This window comes from Kitasatospora sp. NPDC059577 (assembly GCF_042735475.1).
Classification (GTDB): Bacteria; Actinomycetota; Actinomycetes; order Streptomycetales; family Streptomycetaceae; genus Kitasatospora.
Genome location: NZ_JBHWBZ010000039.1, coordinates 54,940 through 71,529, shown reverse-complemented (window position 1 = coordinate 71,529; position 16,590 = coordinate 54,940). Strand labels below are relative to the sequence as shown.

Here is a 16,590-nt window from a genome sequence, read left to right as displayed (position 1 = left end):
GTTCGCCGTGCGCACGGTCGGGTGTGGCCCGGCCGTGCGGTCCGGCTGGGAGCCTCCTGGGCGTTCCCGAGCCCAGGAGGCGGCAGTGGTGGCACACCCTTCGACGAATCCCTCGCGCAGAACCATCCTTCGGACGGGGGCGGCGGTCGGCGCGCTCGGCGCGCTGCCCGCGTCCACCCTGCTGTGGACACAGCCGGCGGTGGCCGGCACCCCCGGCCCGGAGCAGATCCACCTGCAGTGGGGCAGCGAGCCGTCCCGCGAGATGACGGTGTCCTGGGCGACGGCGGCGAGCGTCAGCCGCCCCCGGGTGCGGATCGGCACCCCGCGCGAAGGTGCCGGCCGAACCGTGAACGCGCGCAGCCGCAGCTACGTGGACGGGCTCAACAAGGTCGAGACCTTCACCCACCACACCCGGCTGACCGGACTGCGGCCTGACACCACGTACGTCTACGAGGTGCTGCACGACGGCACCCAGCCGGTGCGCGGCACCTTCCGCACGGCGCCCGCGCGCGGCCGGGCCGCGTTCCGCTTCACCAGCTTCGGCGACCTGGGCACCGGCGACAACGTGTTCAGCAAGTCCTCGATCCACGGCGCGGCCGCCGTCCGCCAGGTCGAGCAGTTCAACCCGCTGTTCCACCTGCTCAACGGCGACCTCGCGTACGCCAACAACAACCCGCAGCGCCAGCCGCAGGCTTGGAACGCGTTCATGAACAACATGGCGAAGTCGGCCGCCAACCGCCCCTGGATGCCCACACCTGGCAACCACGAGGTCGAGGCCGGCGGCGGGGACCTCGGGTATGCCTCGTACCTGACCCGCTTCGAGCTGCCGGACAACGGCACCCGCGACCACTGCGGCAACTGGTACGGCTTCCAGGTCGGTTCGGTGCTCTTCGTGAGCCTCGACGGCAACGAGATCGCCGTCGAGGACGACGCCAGCATCGACCCGGCCACCGGCCGGTCCATCTACATCAGCGACTACAGCGAGGGCGCCCAACTTCGCTGGCTGGAGCGGCTGCTGGAGCGTGCCCGGGGCGGTTGCTCGGTGGACTGGATCGTGGTCTACCTGCACCAGTTCGCGATGTCCTCGTCCGCCGCCAGCCACGGCGGCGACATGGGCATCCGGGAGAAGCTGCTGCCGCTGCTCGACCGTCACTCCGTCGACCTCGTGCTCGCCGGCCACGACCACGACTACGAGCGCACCCACCCGGTGCGCGGCACCGAGCCCGGCGGCCTGCTCACCCCGGCCGTCGCCGACGACGACCTGCGGCAGATCGACACCTCGCAGGGCACCGTCCACCTCATCCTGGGCGGCGGCGGCACGGCCGGGCACGACGACGTCTACCTGCCCGCCGATGGGAACGGCATCCGCGAGGCGAGCGTGCGCACCCAGCGGCTCACCTTCAAGGCCGACCCGGACGCCAAGGAGAAGGCCCACTGGTCGGCCGTCACCGACCCGGACACTCACTTCCCGCACGGCGTCGCCGTGTTCGACGTCGACCCGGGTCTCGTCCCCGGCGGCCGCACCTCCATCACCGTCAGCTACTACCACTCCGTCCCGGCCACGGCCGCCGGCCCCTTCCCGACGCCGGTGCTCTACGACCGCTTCACCCTCTACCGCGACCGCAGCGACGGCTGGGGCGACGACGACCAGGGCGAGGACGAGGACACCGGCGCCCAGACCAGGGCCGCCGCCGGCCAGCGGTAAACGTGCCGCGTTTTGGGGCCCGTCGACCGTGCGGCGGGCCCTTCACGTGCCAGTAGCCCGGATGTGGATGTCGCCTACGTCTCCGCCCCGCGCTCGTAGGCCCCGAACCGTACGGCTGCACCTCGACCTACCGCAGGGTGATCGACACTGCCGCGATCGCCCTGCCCGACCTCCCCGACGGGTGGCCACAGCAGACTCGCACCACTGTCCTCCGGGCGGGGTCAGGGGCGGCCGGGGAAGACGCGGCCGAGGTGGTAGCGCAGGACGGTGGTCGCCTGGTCGGCGGTGCGCTGGCCGAGGAGGACGCTGAGGCCGAGGCCGGCGGAGACGGCGAGGAGGACGACGGCCTCCTGGTGGGGGTCGAGGTGCGGGTCGGCGTCGCCAGCCCCGCGGGCGGCGGTCAGTTGGGCGGCGAGGAAGGCTTCCATCTCGTCGGGGGCGGCGAGGAAGGGTCGGCCGCCGAGGGCGGGGTCGGTGACGGAGAGTACGGCGTACTCGGTGTAGATGAGGTGGAAGGCGCGGCTCTCCTCGTCGGTGGGGACGGCTTCGAGGAGGACCGCTTCGACGATGGTGCGGGGGTCGGTGCCGGCGCCGGTGGCGTGTACCCGGTGTCGGACCCGTTCGCCCATGCGGGTGGCGAGGCGGGTCATGGCGGCGAGGAGCAGCTTCTCCTTGGTGTCGAAGTAGTACTGGACCAGCCGGACCGAGACGTCGGCCTCGACCGCGACGGAGCGCATGGTGACGGAGTGGAGGCCGTTGCTCGCCGCGGAGCGGAGCAGGGCGTCGATGATGTGGGCGCGCCGTTCCTCGTGGTCCACCAGCTTCGGCATCGGGTTCCCTTCGAATATTTTTGTGGTACAAACATACCATCAAAATCGGGAGGGATCATGACCAGGACCAGCGTCGGACACTTCGTCAGCGAGCAGGCCCGCGCGACGTTCCTCGAGGCGTACGACCGCGCGATGACCCTGTGGCCGGACTCGCGCCAGGAGTTCGACGTCGACACCGGGTACGGCAGCGTCCACGTCCACCACTACGGCGCGACGACCGGCGAGCCGATCGTGCTGCTGCACGGCCACGCCGGACACCCGTCCAACTGGTACCCGCAGATCGCCGCCCTCGGCGAGCGGCACCCCGTCTACGCGGTCGACACCCTCGACGACCCCGGGCGCAGCGTGCAGCGCGTCGTCGCGGCCGGATCGGCGGAGAACGCCGCATGGCTCGGTGAGGTGTTCGCGGGCCTCGGGCTGGAGCGGGTGCACCTGGTCGGGGTCTCGTACGGCGGGTGGCTGGCGCTCAACCAGGCGATCCACGCGCCCGGGCGGCTGGCCTCGGTCGCGTCCCTGGATCCGGGTGGGATCGAGAAGGTGCCGGCGCGGTTCTACGTCCACATGGTCGCCGGCCTGTTCGGGATGCTCGCCCCGCGACGCTTGCGCCCCGCGCTGGGGCGGCTGCTGGCGAACCCGGCGCTCGGCGCGCCGCGCGAGATGATCGCGCCGCTGATGCTCGCCATGCGCAGCTACAAGCCGGGCTCCCGTCCGCCGGCCCGGCCGTTCACGGACGAGGAACTGGCTTCGGTCGGGGTGCCCGCGCTGGTCCTGGTGGGCAGGCGCAGTGCCCTGTTGCGGCCGCGGCAGGTGGTGGAGCGGGTCACGAGGCTGGTTCCCGGGGTGCGGGCCGAGATCGTCGACCGGGCCGGGCACGGGCTGAACCTGGAGCGGCCGGAGCTCGTCAACGAGCGGCTGCTGGCGTTCGTCGGGGGAGCGTCAGGCGGCGGCGGGCAGGACTGAGGCGGCCCGCGCCTCGTCGTAGCGCCGCAGCACCAGCCGGGCGACGGCCGGGTGGGCGCCCAGCGGGGCGCTGGTCCAGCCGGCGGGGGTGGTGGCGGCGCGGCGGGCGAAGAAGCCGGGGGAGAGGAGGTAGGTGGCGAGGGCGACCCGGGGGTGGCCGGCGGCCCGCAGGTCGGCGACGGCCCGGTGCGGGGTGGGTGCGGCGGCGGACAGGTGGGCGGGGGTGACCGGGCGGCCGAGGCGGGCGGCCAGCAGCCGGGCGGTCCTGGCGGTGTCGGCGAGCGCGGCGGGGTCGGAGGATCCGGCTCCGGCCAGGACCACTGGGGCGTCCGCGGGGGCGCCGGCCTCGGTGAGGCGGTCGGCGAGGGCCTCGGCGAGCAGCGGGTGCGGGCCGAGGGCGGGGGCGAGGTGGGGGTGGGGGAGTCCGGCGGCGGTGAGGGCGGCGGGGATGTCGACGCGGACGTGGTAGCCGGTGCCGAGCAGGAGCGGGACCAGGATCGGCCGGCTGCCCGCGAGTCGGTCGAGCGCGTCCGGGAGGGTGGGGCGGGCGAGGTCCAGGAAGCAGCAGTGGACGGCCAGTTCGGGCCGTAGGGAGCGGACTCGGCGCAGCAGGGCGCGGGTCGCGGTGACCGCCGCCGGGTCGCGGCTGCCGTGGGCGACGGCGAGCAGGGCCGGTGCCATCAGCCTGCCGCCAGTCGGTAGCCGCGCTTGGGAACGGTGCGGATCAGGGTCGCGTGCGGGCCGAGGGCGGCGCGGAGCCGGCCGACGGCGGCTTCGACGGCGTGCTCGTCGGCGCCGGCGTCCGGCCAGGCCGCGCGAAGGAGTTCGGCGCGGCTGAGCACCCGGCCGGGGCGTTCGGCGAGGGCGCGCAGGACGGCGGCGCCGCGCGGGCTGAGCCAGTGGCTCTCCCCGTCGACCATGGCGGCGTTCCCCTGGAGGGTCAACAGCTGTCCCGCGAGGGCGACTTCGCGCTTGCCGCGGCCCGGCAGGACGTCCGCGAGCAGTCGGACCAGCGAGCCGAGCCGGCCGCGTTCGGGGTGCACAGCGGGCAGGCCGAGGTCGGTGAGCGGCCGGGCGCACAGGGTGCCGACGCAGACCGGCAGCACGTCCTCGCGCAGGGCGTCGACCAGCGCGCCGTGCAGTCCCTCGGCTTCGGCGGCGGCGAGCAGGGCGGTGATCGCGGGGGCGCTGGTGAAGGTGAGCGCGTGCAGTTGGCGGCGGACGGTCTGGTCGAGGAGGCGTCGGACCGCGCCCGGGTCCTCCGGGGGCGCCCAGCGGTAGACCGGGACGGAGATCACCTCGGCGCCGCGTTCGCGCAGCGCCGCCGCGAAGGCGTCCAGCCGCACCCCGTGTTCCTGGACGGCGATCCGGCGCCCGGTCAGCGGGCGGGCGAGCAGCCAGGTCAGCAGTTCGCCGGTGGCCTCGGTCCCGGGGGAGTACTCCTCGTCCAGCCCGCTGGCCCGGACCGCGCCGGTGGCCTTGGGGCCGCGGCTGAGCACCACGGCGCCCCGGCAGGCCTCGGCGAGCGCCGCGCCCCGGCCCCAGCCCTCGGCCGCGCTCATCCAGCCGCGCCAGCCGACCCCGGTGGTGGCCACCACGTAGTTGAGCGGGCCGGCGAGGCAGCGGTCGGTGGCCTCGCGCAGGGCGAGGTCGTCGGCGAGCGGGAGGATGCGCAGCACCGGCGCCTCGACCACCTGGGCGCCGCGCCGGGTGAGCAGGGCGGTGAGCTCCTCGCGGCGGCGTGCGGCGGTGACGCCGACGGTGAAGCCGGTGAGCGGTCCTGACGGGGTGAGGGGGGCCATGCCGGCCAGCCTCCGCTTCACGTGTTACGGCGGGATTGCCCGGCCGTCACCTGCCGGTAAGCGAAAGTGCCGCTGCGGTTACGGCAGATGTCGGGCCGTGCACCCTGGCGCCCGGGGGCCGTGAGCGAGGTGTACCGCGCCCGCAACATCCGCGACCCGGTCGCGAAACAGCGGGCGGCGAGCTTTCTCGGCATGACGTTGACCAGCCCGAACGCCGCCGCGGCCCCGCCGGCCGCCATCGACACGCACTGCCCGTACTGCTCGCTGCAGTGCGGCATGCGGCTGTCGCCGGGCGTCGGCGCGTCCGGCGCGGCCGGCGCACCCGGCGCGTCCGGCGCACCCGGCGGGGCCGCCCCGGCCCAGGCGCTCCCGGGCCGGGTGTTTCCGGTCGAGGTGCTTCCGGTCGAGGTGCTGGAACGCCCGGACTTCCCGGTGAACCGCGGTGCGCTCTGTGGCAAGGGCCGTTCGGCGCCCGCGCTGCTGGCGCGGGGCGTCCGGCTGACCGGCCCGCTGCTGCGGGACCGGCCGGGCGGGCCGCTGCGTTCGGCGGGCTGGCCGGAGGCGCTGGACCGGGTCGCGGCCGGGCTGGCCCGGACCCGGGCCGAGCACGGGCCGGACGCGGTGGGCGTCTTCGGCGGCGGTGGCCTGACCAACGAGAAGGCCTACCTGCTGGGCAAGTTCGCCCGGGTGGTGCTGGGCACCGCCAACATCGACTACAACGGCCGGTTCTGCATGTCCTCGGCGGCGGCCGCGCACCGGCGGGCCTTCGGCCTGGACCGCGGACTGCCGTTCCCGCTCGCCGACATCCCGCACACCGACTGCCTGATCCTGGTCGGCGCCAACCCGGCCGAGACGATGCCGCCCGCCGTCCGCTACTTCCGCGAACTGCGGGAGAACGGCGGCACGTTGATCGTGGTCGACCCGCGCCGCACCCGCACCGCCGAACTCGCCGACCTGCACCTGCAGCCGCGCCCCGGCGGGGACCTGGCGCTCGCCCTCGGCCTGCTCCACCTGGTGATCGCGGACGGCCGGGTGGACCACGACTTCGTGGCGCGGCGCACCACCGGCTTCGACCGGGCCCGCGAGTCGGCGATGGCCCACTGGCCGGACCGGGTGGAACGGATCACCGGCGTCCCCGCCCACCGGCTGCGCGAGGCCGCCCGGCTGTTCGGCGAGGCGCGGACCGGCATGGTGCTCACCGCCCGCGGCCCGGAGCAGCAGAGCAAGGGCACCGACACCGTCGGCGCGTGGATCGACCTCTGCCTGGCCACCGGCAAGGCCGGCCGCCCGTACAGCGGCTACGGCTGCCTGACCGGCCAGGGCAACGGCCAGGGCGGGCGCGAGCACGGCCAGAAGGCCGACCAGCTGCCCGGCTACCGCTCGATCGAGGACCCGGCGGCGCGGGCGCACGTCGCGGCGGTCTGGGGCGTCGAAGCGGCCGCGCTGCCCGGCCCCGGCAAGTCCGCCTACGAGCTGCTGGACGGCCTCGGCCGCCCCGACGGCGTGCGGGCCCTGCTGCTGGCCGGCTCCAACCCGGCGGTCTCCGCGCCCGACGCCGGGCACGTCACCGAGCGGCTGCGCGCGCTGGACCTGCTGGTCGTCGCCGACCTGGTGCTCTCCGAGACCGCCCGGCTCGCGGACGTCGTGCTGCCGGTCACCCAGTGGGCCGAGGAGGACGGCACCACCACCAACCTGGAGGGCCGGGTGATCCTGCGCCGGCGCGCCGTCGACCCGCCGGAGGGCGTGCGCAGCGAACTGTGGGTGCTGCGCGAACTGGCCGCCCGGCTCGGCGTGCCGGACGGCTTCCCGGCCGAGGCCGAGCGGGCCTTCGACGAGCTGCGCCGGGCCTCGGCCGGCGGCGACGCCGACTACGCGGGCGTCAGCTACGCCCGGATCGCCGCCGAGGACGGGGTGTTCTGGCCCTGCCCGTCCGAGGACCACCCCGGCACGCCCCGGCTCTTCCTGGACCGCTTCGCCACCCCGGACGGCCGGGCCCGCTTCGCCGCCGTCACCCACCGCCCCGCCGCCGAGGAACCGGACGAGGCGTACCCGCTGTACCTGACCACCGGCCGGGTGCTCTCCCAGTACCAGAGCGGCGCGCAGACCCGGCGGGTCGCCGAGCTGAACGCGGCCGCGCCCGGCCCCTACGTCGAACTGCACCCGCGGCTCGCCGAAGGGCTCGGGATCGCGGACGGCGAGCCGGTCGCGGTCACCAGCCGGCGCGGCCGGGCCGTCGCCCCGGCGCGGGTCACCGACGCGATCCGGCCGGACACCGTCTTCATGCCCTTCCACTGGGCGGGCGCCGGCCGGGCCAACAGCCTCACCAACCCGGCGCTCGACCCGGTGTCGAGGATGCCGGAGTTCAAGATCTGCGCCGTCCGGGTGGAGCGCGCACACCCGGAGGTGACGTCATGACCCCCAGGATCGCCGTGGTCGGCGGCGGCATGGCGGCCGCCCGCTTCGCCGAGCGGTACGGGGCGCTCGGCGGGCCCGGCACGGTCACCGTGTACGGCGCCGAGCCGCGCGGCCCGTACAACCGGGTGCTGCTCGCCGAGGTGCTGAGCGGCCGTTACGACGCGGAGTCGATCGCGCTGCCGCTGGGCGGGGCGACGGCCAGGCCCGGCTGCGAGGTCGTCGCGCTCGACCTGCCGGCCCGGACGTTGCGGCTCGCCGACGGCGGTGTCGAGGGCTGGGACGAACTGGTCCTCGCCACCGGCGCCAACCCCGTGCTGCCGCCCGTCCGCGGACTGCGCCGCGCCGACGGGTACGGGCTGGTCGAGGGCGTGCACACGCTGCGCACCCTGGAGGACTGCACCCGGCTCGCCGAGGAGGCCGTCGGCGCCGGGCGGGCCGTGGTGATCGGCGGCGGCGTCCTCGGGGTGAGCGCCGCCCGGGCGCTGGCCGCGCTCGGCGTCCGCACCGAAATCGTCCACCAGGGACCGTATTTGATCGAACGTCAGCTGGATCCGGAGGCGGCCGACGTGCTGCGCGAGCGGCTGCGGACGCTCGGGGTCGAGTGCTACACCGGCAACCGCGCCCGCGCCGTGCACGGCGCCGCGCTGGTCCCCCCGGCCGAAGGCCCGGGGAGGGTCGGCGCCGTCGAGCTCGCCAACGGCTACCGGCTCGACTGCGACCTGGTCGTCCTGGCCTGCGGCACCCGGCCGCGCACCGCGCTCGCCCACGCCGCCGGACTGCCCGTCGCCACCGGCGTCCTGGTCGACGACGGCCTGGCGGTCGCCCCCGGAGTGTCCGCGATCGGCGACTGCGCCGAGCACCGCGGCACCGTCCACGGCCTGGCCGGCCCCGCCTGGGAACAGGCCGACGTGCTCGCCCGCCGGCTCTCCGGCGCCGAACCGGACGCCCGCTACCCCGGCACCCGCCCGCGCGCCCGGCTCAGTACCGGCGGCCTGGAGTACGCGGCCTTCGGCACCGTGGACGAGACCCTCGACCCGGGCCTCGACGTCCTGCGGCTCACCGACGCCACCCGCGGCAGCTACAAGAAGCTCGTCCTGCGCGGCGACCGCCTGGTCGGCGCCATCCTGCTCGGCGACCTGGCCACCGTGGACGCGCTGGCCGGCGCCTTCGCCGACGACGGCGCACTCGCCGGCCACCCCCTGCACCTGCTCACCCGAGGAACCGCCATGACTGGAGTAGCGCGATGACCCTTGACGACCGCCCTGTCCGGGACCTCGTCCTGGTCGGCCACGGCATGGTCGGCCAGCGTTTCCTGGAGGCCTGGACCGAGCAGCCGGCCGCGCGCGGCTGGCGGGTCACCGTGCTCGCCGAGGAGCCCCGGCCCGCCTACGACCGCGTCCACCTCAGCGCGCTGTTCACCGGCAGCACCGCCGACGACCTCGGGCTCTGCCCGGCCGGCTTCCTCACCGAGCACGGCATCGACCTGCGGCTGGGCGACCCGGCCACCGCGGTCGACCGCGAACGGCGGCTGGTGCGCACCCGCTCCGGCGCCGACGTCCGCTACGACGCCCTGGTGCTGGCCACCGGCTCGGTGCCCTTCGTGCCGCCGGTGCCCGGCACCGACGCCCCCGGCTGCCACGTCTACCGCACCATCGAGGACGTCGACGCGATCCGCGCCGGGGCCGTGGCCGCCGGGACGGGGGTCGTCGTCGGTGGCGGCCTGCTCGGGCTGGAGGCGGCCGGCGCGCTGCGGGCCGGCGGACTGGACACCCACGTCGTCGAGTTCGCGCCCCGGCTGATGGCCGTCCAGGTGGACGACGGCGGCGGCGCCGCACTGCGCCGAAAGATCGAGGACCTCGGCGTCACCGTCCACACCGGCGCCGGCGCCGCCGGAGTCCTCACCGGCCCGGACGGCCGGGTCCGCGGCCTCGCCCTCTCCGACGGCCGCGAACTGCCCGCCGAACTGGTGGTGTTCTCGGCCGGCGTGCGCGCCCGCGACCAGCTCGCCCGGGACTGCGGACTGCCGGTCGGCCCGCGCGGCGGCGTCGTGGTCGACGCGCACTGCCGCACCGAGGACCCGGCGATCCTCGCCGTCGGCGAGTGCGCCCAGGCCGTCGACGGCCGGGTCTACGGCCTGGTCGCCCCCGGCTACCAGATGGCCGAGACGGCGGCGCGCACCCTCGCCGCGTTCGACCGCGAGGGCGGCGGCCCCGCGGGCGAGGGCTTCGTCGGCGCGGACACCTCCACCAAGCTCAAGCTGCTCGGCGTGGACGTCGCCAGCTTCGGGGACCCGCACGGCACCGCCGAGGGCGCCCTCGACGTGCTCTACAGCGACAGCCGCAGCGGCGTCTACCGCAAGCTCGTCATCGGCACCGACGGCGCACTGCTCGGCGGCGTCCTGGTCGGCGACACCGAGGGCTACGGCGCCCTGCGCCCGCTCGCCGTCGCCGGCAAACCGCTCACCGTCGCCCCCGAACAGCTCGTCCTGCCCGCCGGGTTCGCCTCCGCCACAGCGGTCGCGCTGCCCGACGACGCGGTGCTCTGCTCCTGCCACAACGTCACCCAGGGCGCGGTGCGCGCCGCCGTCCGCGAGCAGGGCGCCGACAGCGTCGCCGCCGTCAAGAAGTGCACCCGGGCCGGCACCGGCTGCGGCAGCTGCCTCAAGCAGCTCGGCACCGTCGTCACCGAGGAGCTGGAGGCTGCCGGGGTCAGCACCGTCAAGGGCCTGTGCGAGCACTTCGCCCACACCCGGGCCGAGTTGTACGAGATCGTCCGGGTCGCCGGGGTGGCCGGCTTCTCCGAACTGCTCGCCGGGCACGGCAGCGGCGGCGAAGGCTGCGAGATCTGCAAGCCCACCGTCGCCTCCATCCTCGCCAGCCTCGGCAACGGCCACATCCTGGACGGCGAGCAGGGCACCCTCCAGGACTCCAACGACCACTTCCTCGCCAACCTGCAGCGCAACGGCTCGTACTCGGTCGTCCCCCGGGTGCCCGGCGGCGAGATCACCCCCGAGGGCCTGATCACGATCGGCGAGATCGCCCGCGACCACGGCCTCTACACCAAGATCACCGGCGGTCAGCGGATCGACATGTTCGGCGCCACCGTCGACCAGCTCCCGGTCATCTGGCGCAGGCTGGTCGACGCCGGCTTCGAGTCCGGACACGCCTACGGCAAGTCGCTGCGCACCGTGAAGTCCTGCGTCGGTGAGACCTGGTGCCGCTTCGGCGTCCAGGACTCCACCACCCTCGCCATCGAACTCGAACTGCGGTACCGGGGCCTGCGCTCCCCGCACAAGCTCAAGGCCGCCGTCTCCGGCTGCGCCCGCGAATGTGCGGAGGCACAGAGCAAGGACTTCGGCGTCATCGCCACCTCGGCCGGCTGGAACCTCTACGTCGGCGGCAACGGCGGCATGACCCCGCGCCACGCCGACCTCCTCGCCGCCGACCTCGACCGCGACACGCTCATCCGCACCATCGACCGCTACCTGATGTTCTACATCCGTACCGCCGACCGGTTGGAACGCACCTCGGTCTGGCTGGAACGGCTGGAAGGCGGCCTGGACCACCTGCGGGCCGTCGTGCTCGACGACGCGCTCGGCATCGCCGCCGAACTGGACGAACTGATGAGCCGTCATATCGGCGGCTACCGGGACGAATGGGCCGAGACCCTGGCCGACCCCGAGCGGATGCGGCGCTTCGCCTCCTTCGTCAACGCCCCCGGCACCCCCGACCCCGCCGTGACCTTCGTCCCCGAACGCGGCCAGATCCGGCCCGCCCGCCCCGGCGAGGCCGGCCACACCCTCGACTCCCCGGTGCTCGTCGCCGGGGCCCGACTGGAGGTGCTCACCCCGTGACCGTACAGATCCACGACGGGACCGGCTGGCGGACCGTCTGCGCCCTCGCCGACCTGCAACCCGGCCGCGGCGTCGCCGTACTGCTCCCGGCGGCCGGTCAGGTCGCCCTCTTCCGTGACCGCGCCGGAACGCTCTACGCCGTCGACAACCTCGACCCGTTCAGCGGCGCCCCGGTCCTCTCCCGGGGCCTGCTCGGCAGCCGCGGCGACAGGCCCACGCTCATCTCGCCGATGTACAAGCAGGTGTACGACCTCACCGACGGGCGCTGCCTGGACGAGGACACCGCCCCCGACGGCACGCCCGCCGTCCTGCGGCGCTGGCCGGTGCGGGTGGCCGCGACCGGGGGTGCGCGATGACCACCGTCCTGGACGCGAGAAAGCCCGCCCCGCCGGCCGACTGGGACCCGGAGGACGAGGAGTTCTGGGAGCGCGCCGGCGCCCGGATCGCCCGCCGCAACCTGGTGTTCTCGGTGCTCTCCGAACACATCGGCTTCTCGGTGTGGAGCCTCTGGTCGGTCCTCGTCCTCTTCCTCGGACCCGAGTACCACATCGACACCGCGGGGAAGTTCACCCTCACCGCCCTCCCCACCGCGCTCGGCGCGCTGCTGCGGCTGCCGTACACCTTCGCCGTCGCACGCTTCGGCGGACGCACCTGGACGGTGATCAGCGCCCTGCTGCTGCTCGTCCCCACCACGCTCGCCGCCCTGGTGCTGGAACCGGGCGTCCGGTACGGCACACTGCTCGCCGTCGCCTGCGTCGCCGGGGTCGGCGGCGGCAACTTCGCCTCCTCGATGGCCAACATCAACGCCTTCTACCCGCACCGGCTGAAGGGCTGGGCACTCGGCGTCAACGCGGGCGGCGGCAACCTCGGGGTGCCGGCCGTGCAACTGCTCGGGCTGCTCGTCCTGGCCACCGCCGGCGCGGCCCACCCCCGGCTGCTGCCGCTGATCTACCTCCCGCTGATCGTGCTCGCGGCGGCCGGGGCGTGGTGGCGGATGGACAACCTGGCGCCGGCGCAGGCCGGTTCGTCCGGTGAGGGCCGGGCACTGCGCGAGGTCGCCCGCGACCCGTACGGCTGGGCCGTCTCCACGCTGTACATCGGGACCTTCGGCTCGTTCATCGGCTTCGGCTTCGCCTTCGGGCAGGTGCTGCAGGTGCAGTTCCACGAGCGCTTCGACACCCCGGTCAAGGCGGCCGCGCTCACCTTCCTCGGGCCGCTGCTCGGCTCGCTGCTGCGGCCCGTCGGCGGGCGGCTCGCGGACCGGTACGGCGGGGCGGTCGTCACGCTGTGCACCTTCCTCGCCATGGGGGCCGGGACGGGGGTGGTGCTCGCCGCGTCGCGGGCGGGCTCGCTGCCGCTGTTCCTGGCCGGGTTCGTCGCGCTGTTCATGCTCAGCGGGATCGGCAACGGTTCGACGTACAAGATGATCCCGGCGCACTACCAGGCCGTCGCCCGCACGGCGGTCGCGGCCGGCGCCGACCCGGCGGCCGCCGAGACCGAGGCCCGGCGCCGATCCGCCGCCCTGATCGGGCTCGCCGGGGCGATCGGGGCCTTCGGCGGGGTGCTGGTGAACCTGGCGTTCCGGCAGTCCTTCCTCGCCAGCCACAACGGGGACGCGGCGTACTTCGGGTTCCTCGGGGCGTACGTGCTCTGCTCGGTGCTGACCTGGGCGGTGTGGCTCCGGCGGCGGTGAGGCGGCTGCGGCGGCGTGGTGGTGCGGCGGCTGTGGCAAAGGCGCTGGGCTGTTGGTATGACGACCGGACGGCCTCGGCGCGCGGTGGTCCGGCCGGGCGGTTAGCGTCGGCCGCAACCCGTCCTCAGCACAGGGAGGTTGCAGTGCAACGCTGGATCATCCTGACGGCCGTGACCGCGGCCCTCACCGGCCTCGCCGCCCCCGCCCAGGCCGCCGACCCGGCACCCGCCATCACCACCGTCACCCTCGGTGACGCCACCATCGACGCGAAACTGCCCGGGAAGGTCCGGGTCGACGTCGGATACGTCTGCTCCGTCGGCGCCGAGGCCCGGTCGCTCACCGTCTCCGTCGAGCAGAAGGACCCGCAGGACTCCTCCTCGATCGCCTTCGGCTCCAGCCGGACGGCCGAGGCGGACGTCATCTGCGACGGCACGCCGCAGCAGCGCCAGATCGTCGTCCAGTCCAAGACCTTCAACTGGATCCCCGACGTCGACGCCGTCCTCACCGCCACCGTCTCCAACATCGGCGCCACCCCGCCGGCGGCGGCGGACGCCAGGCGCGTCACCCTCGTCACCGCGGACGCTGCCGCGGCCACGCCGACGCCCGAGCCCACGAGCTGAGGACGGACCCTGCGCCCGTGCCCCCGGATCCGGGGGGCCGGGGCGTGGCCCCCCCGCGCCCGGCGGGCGGGGGCGGGGCCCCCCCGCCGGCCGGCCCCCCGGGGGGGGGGCGGCCCCGCCCCCCCGCCCCCCGGCGGGGGCCCCCCCGGGCCGTGGCCGTCAGCCTCCCGGGGAGTCCGGGACCGGGGCGCCCACCGGTGATCTGCCGGAGGGCGTCCCGCCGTGTGCGGTGACGGAGTTCGTCCGGGCCCGGGGGCGTGCCGGAGCCGGTCCGGGAACGCCCCGGCGGCCACAGCCCGGACGGCCGGCCGTCGGAGATGTCGAAGCGACGGGGCCCCGCAGACCGTCGACCGGTTGCGCGAGTGGAGCGCCACCGTTCCGGATCCGGCGGAGACCATCCGGGCCGCCCTCGCACGCGTGCCGACGGCCGGTCCCTCGTCCGCGGAGGTCCGCCGGTGAGCAGGGCTGCTACGATGCGCCCCCTTGTTCTACAGTGCTGTAGAACTGCATGACCGGAGGACGGGGACGCGCATGGACAGGCCGCTACGGCTGCCGCAGCAGGATCGGGCGGACTTCGAGACGGAGCTCGGGCGGGCGCTCGCGGCTCCGCAGGTGCGCGAGGCGTTGCGCGAGGGCGGGGCCGATGCGCGTGGGGTGGAGTGGTTGCGGCGGGTGGCGCGGGAGAACGCGGAGTTCGTGCTGGCCGCGGCGGCGCCGGAGTACGAGCGGTACGCGACGCTGCGGGCGGACGCGGACGCGGTGGCGCGCCGGCCGGTGGAGGCGCCGCCCCGGGGGCGCGGGTCGGGCTGGTGGGGGGTGCTGGGGGTGATCGTGCCGATCGTCGCCGGGGTGGCGGCGGCGGTCTTCCTGCTGCTGGGCTGGCTGTTGGGCCTGGTGGAGGACCTGGACGTGCTGGCGCACGCCCTGGTGAGTGCCGGGTGGGTGGCGGTCGGGGCGGCGGCGGTGAGCCTGCTGATCGGCGGGCTGGGGCTGCTGGGTACGGCGGCCCGGTCGGCGCAGGCGCCGGGCGAGGAGGCGGACGGGCCGGGGGAGTTGGTCCTGGCGCGGGACGCCTGGCGGGCGGCGTTGGCGGAGCGCGGGCTGCTCCCGTACCTGGTGGCGCAGGCGAACGCCTCGCCCGGTCAGCGGCGTTGACGGAGTTGCGAGGAGCGGGCGGCGTCGACCAGGAGGTGGGCGGCGTCGAGGGGGATGTCGAGGCGGCGGGCGATCCAGGCGGCGGGGCGGCCCGTGCGGGCGAGCATCCAGGCGGAGTAGAGCTGGCCGAGCTGGGGCGCGTCCTCGCCGAGCAGCAGGGGGCGGACGGCTTCCATCGGGAAGCCTTCGAGGGCGCGGGCGCTGTACTCGCGGCCGTTGGGGCCGAGTGGCGGCAGGGGGAGCGGGCGGCGGGCGTCGAGCCAGCGGGTGAGGAGAACGGCGCCGACGACGAGGAGGCCGGCGCCGGAGGCGCCGATCAGGATGCCGCCGATGACGGGGCGGTCCTCCTCCTCGGCCATGCCGAGGGCGATCTCCTCCAGGACGAGCAGGCCGAGCACGGTGAGCAGGGCCGCGGCCTCGCCGGGGCGCGGGTGGAGCCGGGACGTCGACATGCGGAACCTCTTCCTCGGCAGGGTGACCGGGGCTTTCGGGCGGGCGCGGCGATTCACCTTCCGTACAACGGCGGCGGGCGGCCCGGGGCACGCCCCGACGGGCTCGGCGGTGAAGTGCGGTATCGGTGTTGACGTTCCGTCAGAATGCGTGTGTGTGCGGCGGGTTGGACGTCATCCCGGACTCATGGGTCGCGCCTCCTTCCGGTCGGGCGCGCCGCGGGGCGCGTTCATCGACGGGGCAGGGAGCTCTTCTTCGGACCTCGGGTCAGGATAGCCTGGCCATGCCAAATTCGACAGCGGTGTCGAAGTTGTGGAATCCGGCCGTACGGCAAGGTGCCGCCCGGTGTCGTCCCGGTGGCCGCGAGTGCGGGCCACCGGTTCCGCGGTCATCGGGCGGCGTCACCACCCGGGAACGGCCGATCCCGCCGGCTCCCGTCCTGGTCGGGCGCCCGTCCGGGCGGCCCGGCCCGGCAGAGGCGGCGGGATCGAGGCAAGGGGAGGAGCGGACCGTTCGGCCGCCCGCCGACACCCGGGTCAGTGGGCCAGCGGGCCGGCAGGCCGGCGGGTCAGTGGGTCAGTGGGCCAGCAGTGGCAGCGGTGCGCCGGTGCGGGCGGGGAGTTCGAGGCGGGTGAGCAGGGCGGAGGGCGAGACCTCGACCACGCGGCAGCCGGCCCGGTGGCGGCAGTGGCGGGCGACCGAGCCGTGGCGCAGCCGGTCGAAGCGGCGGCGCGTGGCGGCACCGAGGACGAGCAGGTCGTCCGGGCCGGTGACGGCGCCGACCAGGGCGCGCCCGGGCTCGGTGTTGATCACCACCGGGTGGATGACCAGGCCGGAGGGGTAGCCGCCGTAGGCCTGTTCGAAGGCGATGTCGAGGCGGCGCCGGGCGGCGTGTTCCGGTTCGGAGTTCGGGCGCAGCCCGTCCTGCTCGCCGGCGGTCCACGCGGCGACGGGCACCAGAACCGCTTCGTTCCGGGCCGCCTCGCCGACGGCGTGGTACAGGGCGGCCAGGCTGCTCAGTGATCCGCTCAGGCCGACGATCACTCGGGTGGTCCCGGTCATGGCCGTTCGCCTCCGTCTCTCCGGTGGGGGTTCTCCGGTCGGGTG

General features: G+C 75.3%; 14 protein-coding genes. 9 read left to right on the top strand and 5 right to left on the bottom strand.

The genetic code is table 11. The features are described from left to right. Positions 1-85: 85 nt before the first annotated feature. Positions 86-1,705 (top strand): purple acid phosphatase family protein, encoded by a 1,620-nt coding sequence (locus ACFV0O_RS26495; protein ID WP_380345932.1) that lies wholly within the window; start codon positions 86-88, stop codon positions 1,703-1,705. A gap of 221 nt (positions 1,706-1,926) precedes the next feature. Here the strand turns inward: ACFV0O_RS26495 and ACFV0O_RS26490 are convergent, their stop codons facing one another. Further along, positions 1,927-2,535 (bottom strand): TetR/AcrR family transcriptional regulator, encoded by a 609-nt coding sequence (locus ACFV0O_RS26490; RefSeq protein WP_380345930.1) that lies wholly within the window; start codon positions 2,533-2,535, stop codon positions 1,927-1,929. Between the two features lie 57 nt (positions 2,536-2,592). On the opposite strand from ACFV0O_RS26490, the gene ACFV0O_RS26485 reads away from it, so the two are divergent. Further along, positions 2,593-3,495 carry an alpha/beta fold hydrolase gene (locus tag ACFV0O_RS26485; RefSeq protein WP_380345928.1) on the top strand — a complete coding sequence of 301 codons (903 nt, stop codon included), beginning with the start codon at positions 2,593-2,595 and terminating at the stop codon, positions 3,493-3,495. Here the strand turns inward: ACFV0O_RS26485 and ACFV0O_RS26480 are convergent. Beyond that, positions 3,472-4,176 carry a sirohydrochlorin chelatase gene (locus ACFV0O_RS26480; protein ID WP_380345927.1) on the bottom strand — a complete coding sequence of 235 codons (705 nt, stop codon included), beginning with the start codon at positions 4,174-4,176 and terminating at the stop codon, positions 3,472-3,474. The genes ACFV0O_RS26485 and ACFV0O_RS26480 overlap by 24 nt on opposite strands. Further along, entirely contained in the window at positions 4,176-5,297 is a 1,122-nt protein-coding gene (locus ACFV0O_RS26475) for a uroporphyrinogen-III synthase (protein ID WP_380345925.1), read from the bottom strand. The genes ACFV0O_RS26480 and ACFV0O_RS26475 overlap by 1 nt, the downstream gene beginning before the upstream one ends. A 192-nt stretch (positions 5,298-5,489) precedes the next feature. Between ACFV0O_RS26475 and ACFV0O_RS26470 the strand changes: the two genes are divergently transcribed. The 7 genes from ACFV0O_RS26470 (at position 5,490) to ACFV0O_RS26440 (ending at position 15,033) form a co-directional block, all read left to right on the top strand. Further along, positions 5,490-7,712, top strand: coding sequence for a molybdopterin oxidoreductase family protein (locus ACFV0O_RS26470; protein WP_380345944.1), 2,223 nt, complete (start codon positions 5,490-5,492; stop codon positions 7,710-7,712). After that, positions 7,709-8,959 carry an NAD(P)/FAD-dependent oxidoreductase gene (locus tag ACFV0O_RS26465; RefSeq protein WP_380345923.1) on the top strand — a complete coding sequence of 417 codons (1,251 nt, stop codon included), beginning with the start codon at positions 7,709-7,711 and terminating at the stop codon, positions 8,957-8,959. Before ACFV0O_RS26470 ends, ACFV0O_RS26465 begins: the two co-directional genes overlap by 4 nt. Next, on the top strand, positions 8,956-11,565 hold the full coding sequence (nirB, locus tag ACFV0O_RS26460; RefSeq protein WP_380345921.1) for a nitrite reductase large subunit NirB: 2,610 nt from the start codon (positions 8,956-8,958) through the stop codon (positions 11,563-11,565). The genes ACFV0O_RS26465 and nirB overlap by 4 nt, the downstream gene beginning before the upstream one ends. Then, entirely contained in the window at positions 11,562-11,921 is a 360-nt protein-coding gene (nirD, locus tag ACFV0O_RS26455) for a nitrite reductase small subunit NirD (RefSeq protein WP_380345919.1), read from the top strand. Before nirB ends, nirD begins: the two co-directional genes overlap by 4 nt. Further along, positions 11,918-13,258, top strand: coding sequence for a nitrate/nitrite transporter (locus ACFV0O_RS26450; protein WP_380345917.1), 1,341 nt, complete (start codon positions 11,918-11,920; stop codon positions 13,256-13,258). The genes nirD and ACFV0O_RS26450 overlap by 4 nt, the downstream gene beginning before the upstream one ends. A gap of 143 nt (positions 13,259-13,401) precedes the next feature. Beyond that, positions 13,402-13,878: a hypothetical protein gene (locus ACFV0O_RS26445; protein ID WP_380345915.1), complete on the top strand. Its 477-nt coding sequence runs from the start codon at positions 13,402-13,404 to the stop codon at positions 13,876-13,878. A 531-nt stretch (positions 13,879-14,409) separates the two neighbouring features. After that, the gene (locus ACFV0O_RS26440; protein WP_380345913.1) at positions 14,410-15,033 is read left to right on the top strand and encodes a hypothetical protein; all 624 of its coding nucleotides are present in this window, start codon (positions 14,410-14,412) and stop codon (positions 15,031-15,033) included. Here the strand turns inward: ACFV0O_RS26440 and ACFV0O_RS26435 are convergent. Together ACFV0O_RS26435 and ACFV0O_RS26430 are read right to left on the bottom strand one after the other, a co-directional pair. Further along, positions 15,021-15,485: a hypothetical protein gene (locus tag ACFV0O_RS26435; protein WP_360266557.1), complete on the bottom strand. Its 465-nt coding sequence runs from the start codon at positions 15,483-15,485 to the stop codon at positions 15,021-15,023. The two genes, ACFV0O_RS26440 and ACFV0O_RS26435, sit on opposite strands and share 13 nt — an antisense overlap. A 574-nt stretch (positions 15,486-16,059) precedes the next feature. Further along, entirely contained in the window at positions 16,060-16,545 is a 486-nt protein-coding gene (locus ACFV0O_RS26430; RefSeq protein ID WP_380345911.1) for a universal stress protein, read from the bottom strand. Between the last annotated feature and the right edge of the window lie 45 nt (positions 16,546-16,590).

Bases quoted from the DNA above. Each gene is read 5' to 3' on its own strand.
- ACFV0O_RS26490 (WP_380345930.1), bottom strand. From the start codon at position 2,535: ATGCCGAAGCTGGTGGACCACGAGGAACGGCGCGCCCACATCATCGAC.
- ACFV0O_RS26485 (WP_380345928.1), top strand. From the start codon at position 2,593: ATGACCAGGACCAGCGTCGGACACTTCGTCAGCGAGCAGGCCCGCGCG.
- ACFV0O_RS26480 (WP_380345927.1), bottom strand. From the start codon at position 4,176: ATGGCACCGGCCCTGCTCGCCGTCGCCCACGGCAGCCGCGACCCGGCG.
- ACFV0O_RS26475 (WP_380345925.1), bottom strand. From the start codon at position 5,297: ATGGCCCCCCTCACCCCGTCAGGACCGCTCACCGGCTTCACCGTCGGC.
- ACFV0O_RS26470 (WP_380345944.1), top strand. From the start codon at position 5,490: ATGACGTTGACCAGCCCGAACGCCGCCGCGGCCCCGCCGGCCGCCATC.
- ACFV0O_RS26465 (WP_380345923.1), top strand. From the start codon at position 7,709: ATGACCCCCAGGATCGCCGTGGTCGGCGGCGGCATGGCGGCCGCCCGC.
- nirB (WP_380345921.1), top strand. From the start codon at position 8,956: ATGACCCTTGACGACCGCCCTGTCCGGGACCTCGTCCTGGTCGGCCAC.
- ACFV0O_RS26450 (WP_380345917.1), top strand. From the start codon at position 11,918: ATGACCACCGTCCTGGACGCGAGAAAGCCCGCCCCGCCGGCCGACTGG.
- ACFV0O_RS26440 (WP_380345913.1), top strand. From the start codon at position 14,410: ATGGACAGGCCGCTACGGCTGCCGCAGCAGGATCGGGCGGACTTCGAG.
- ACFV0O_RS26435 (WP_360266557.1), bottom strand. From the start codon at position 15,485: ATGTCGACGTCCCGGCTCCACCCGCGCCCCGGCGAGGCCGCGGCCCTG.
- ACFV0O_RS26430 (WP_380345911.1), bottom strand. From the start codon at position 16,545: ATGACCGGGACCACCCGAGTGATCGTCGGCCTGAGCGGATCACTGAGC.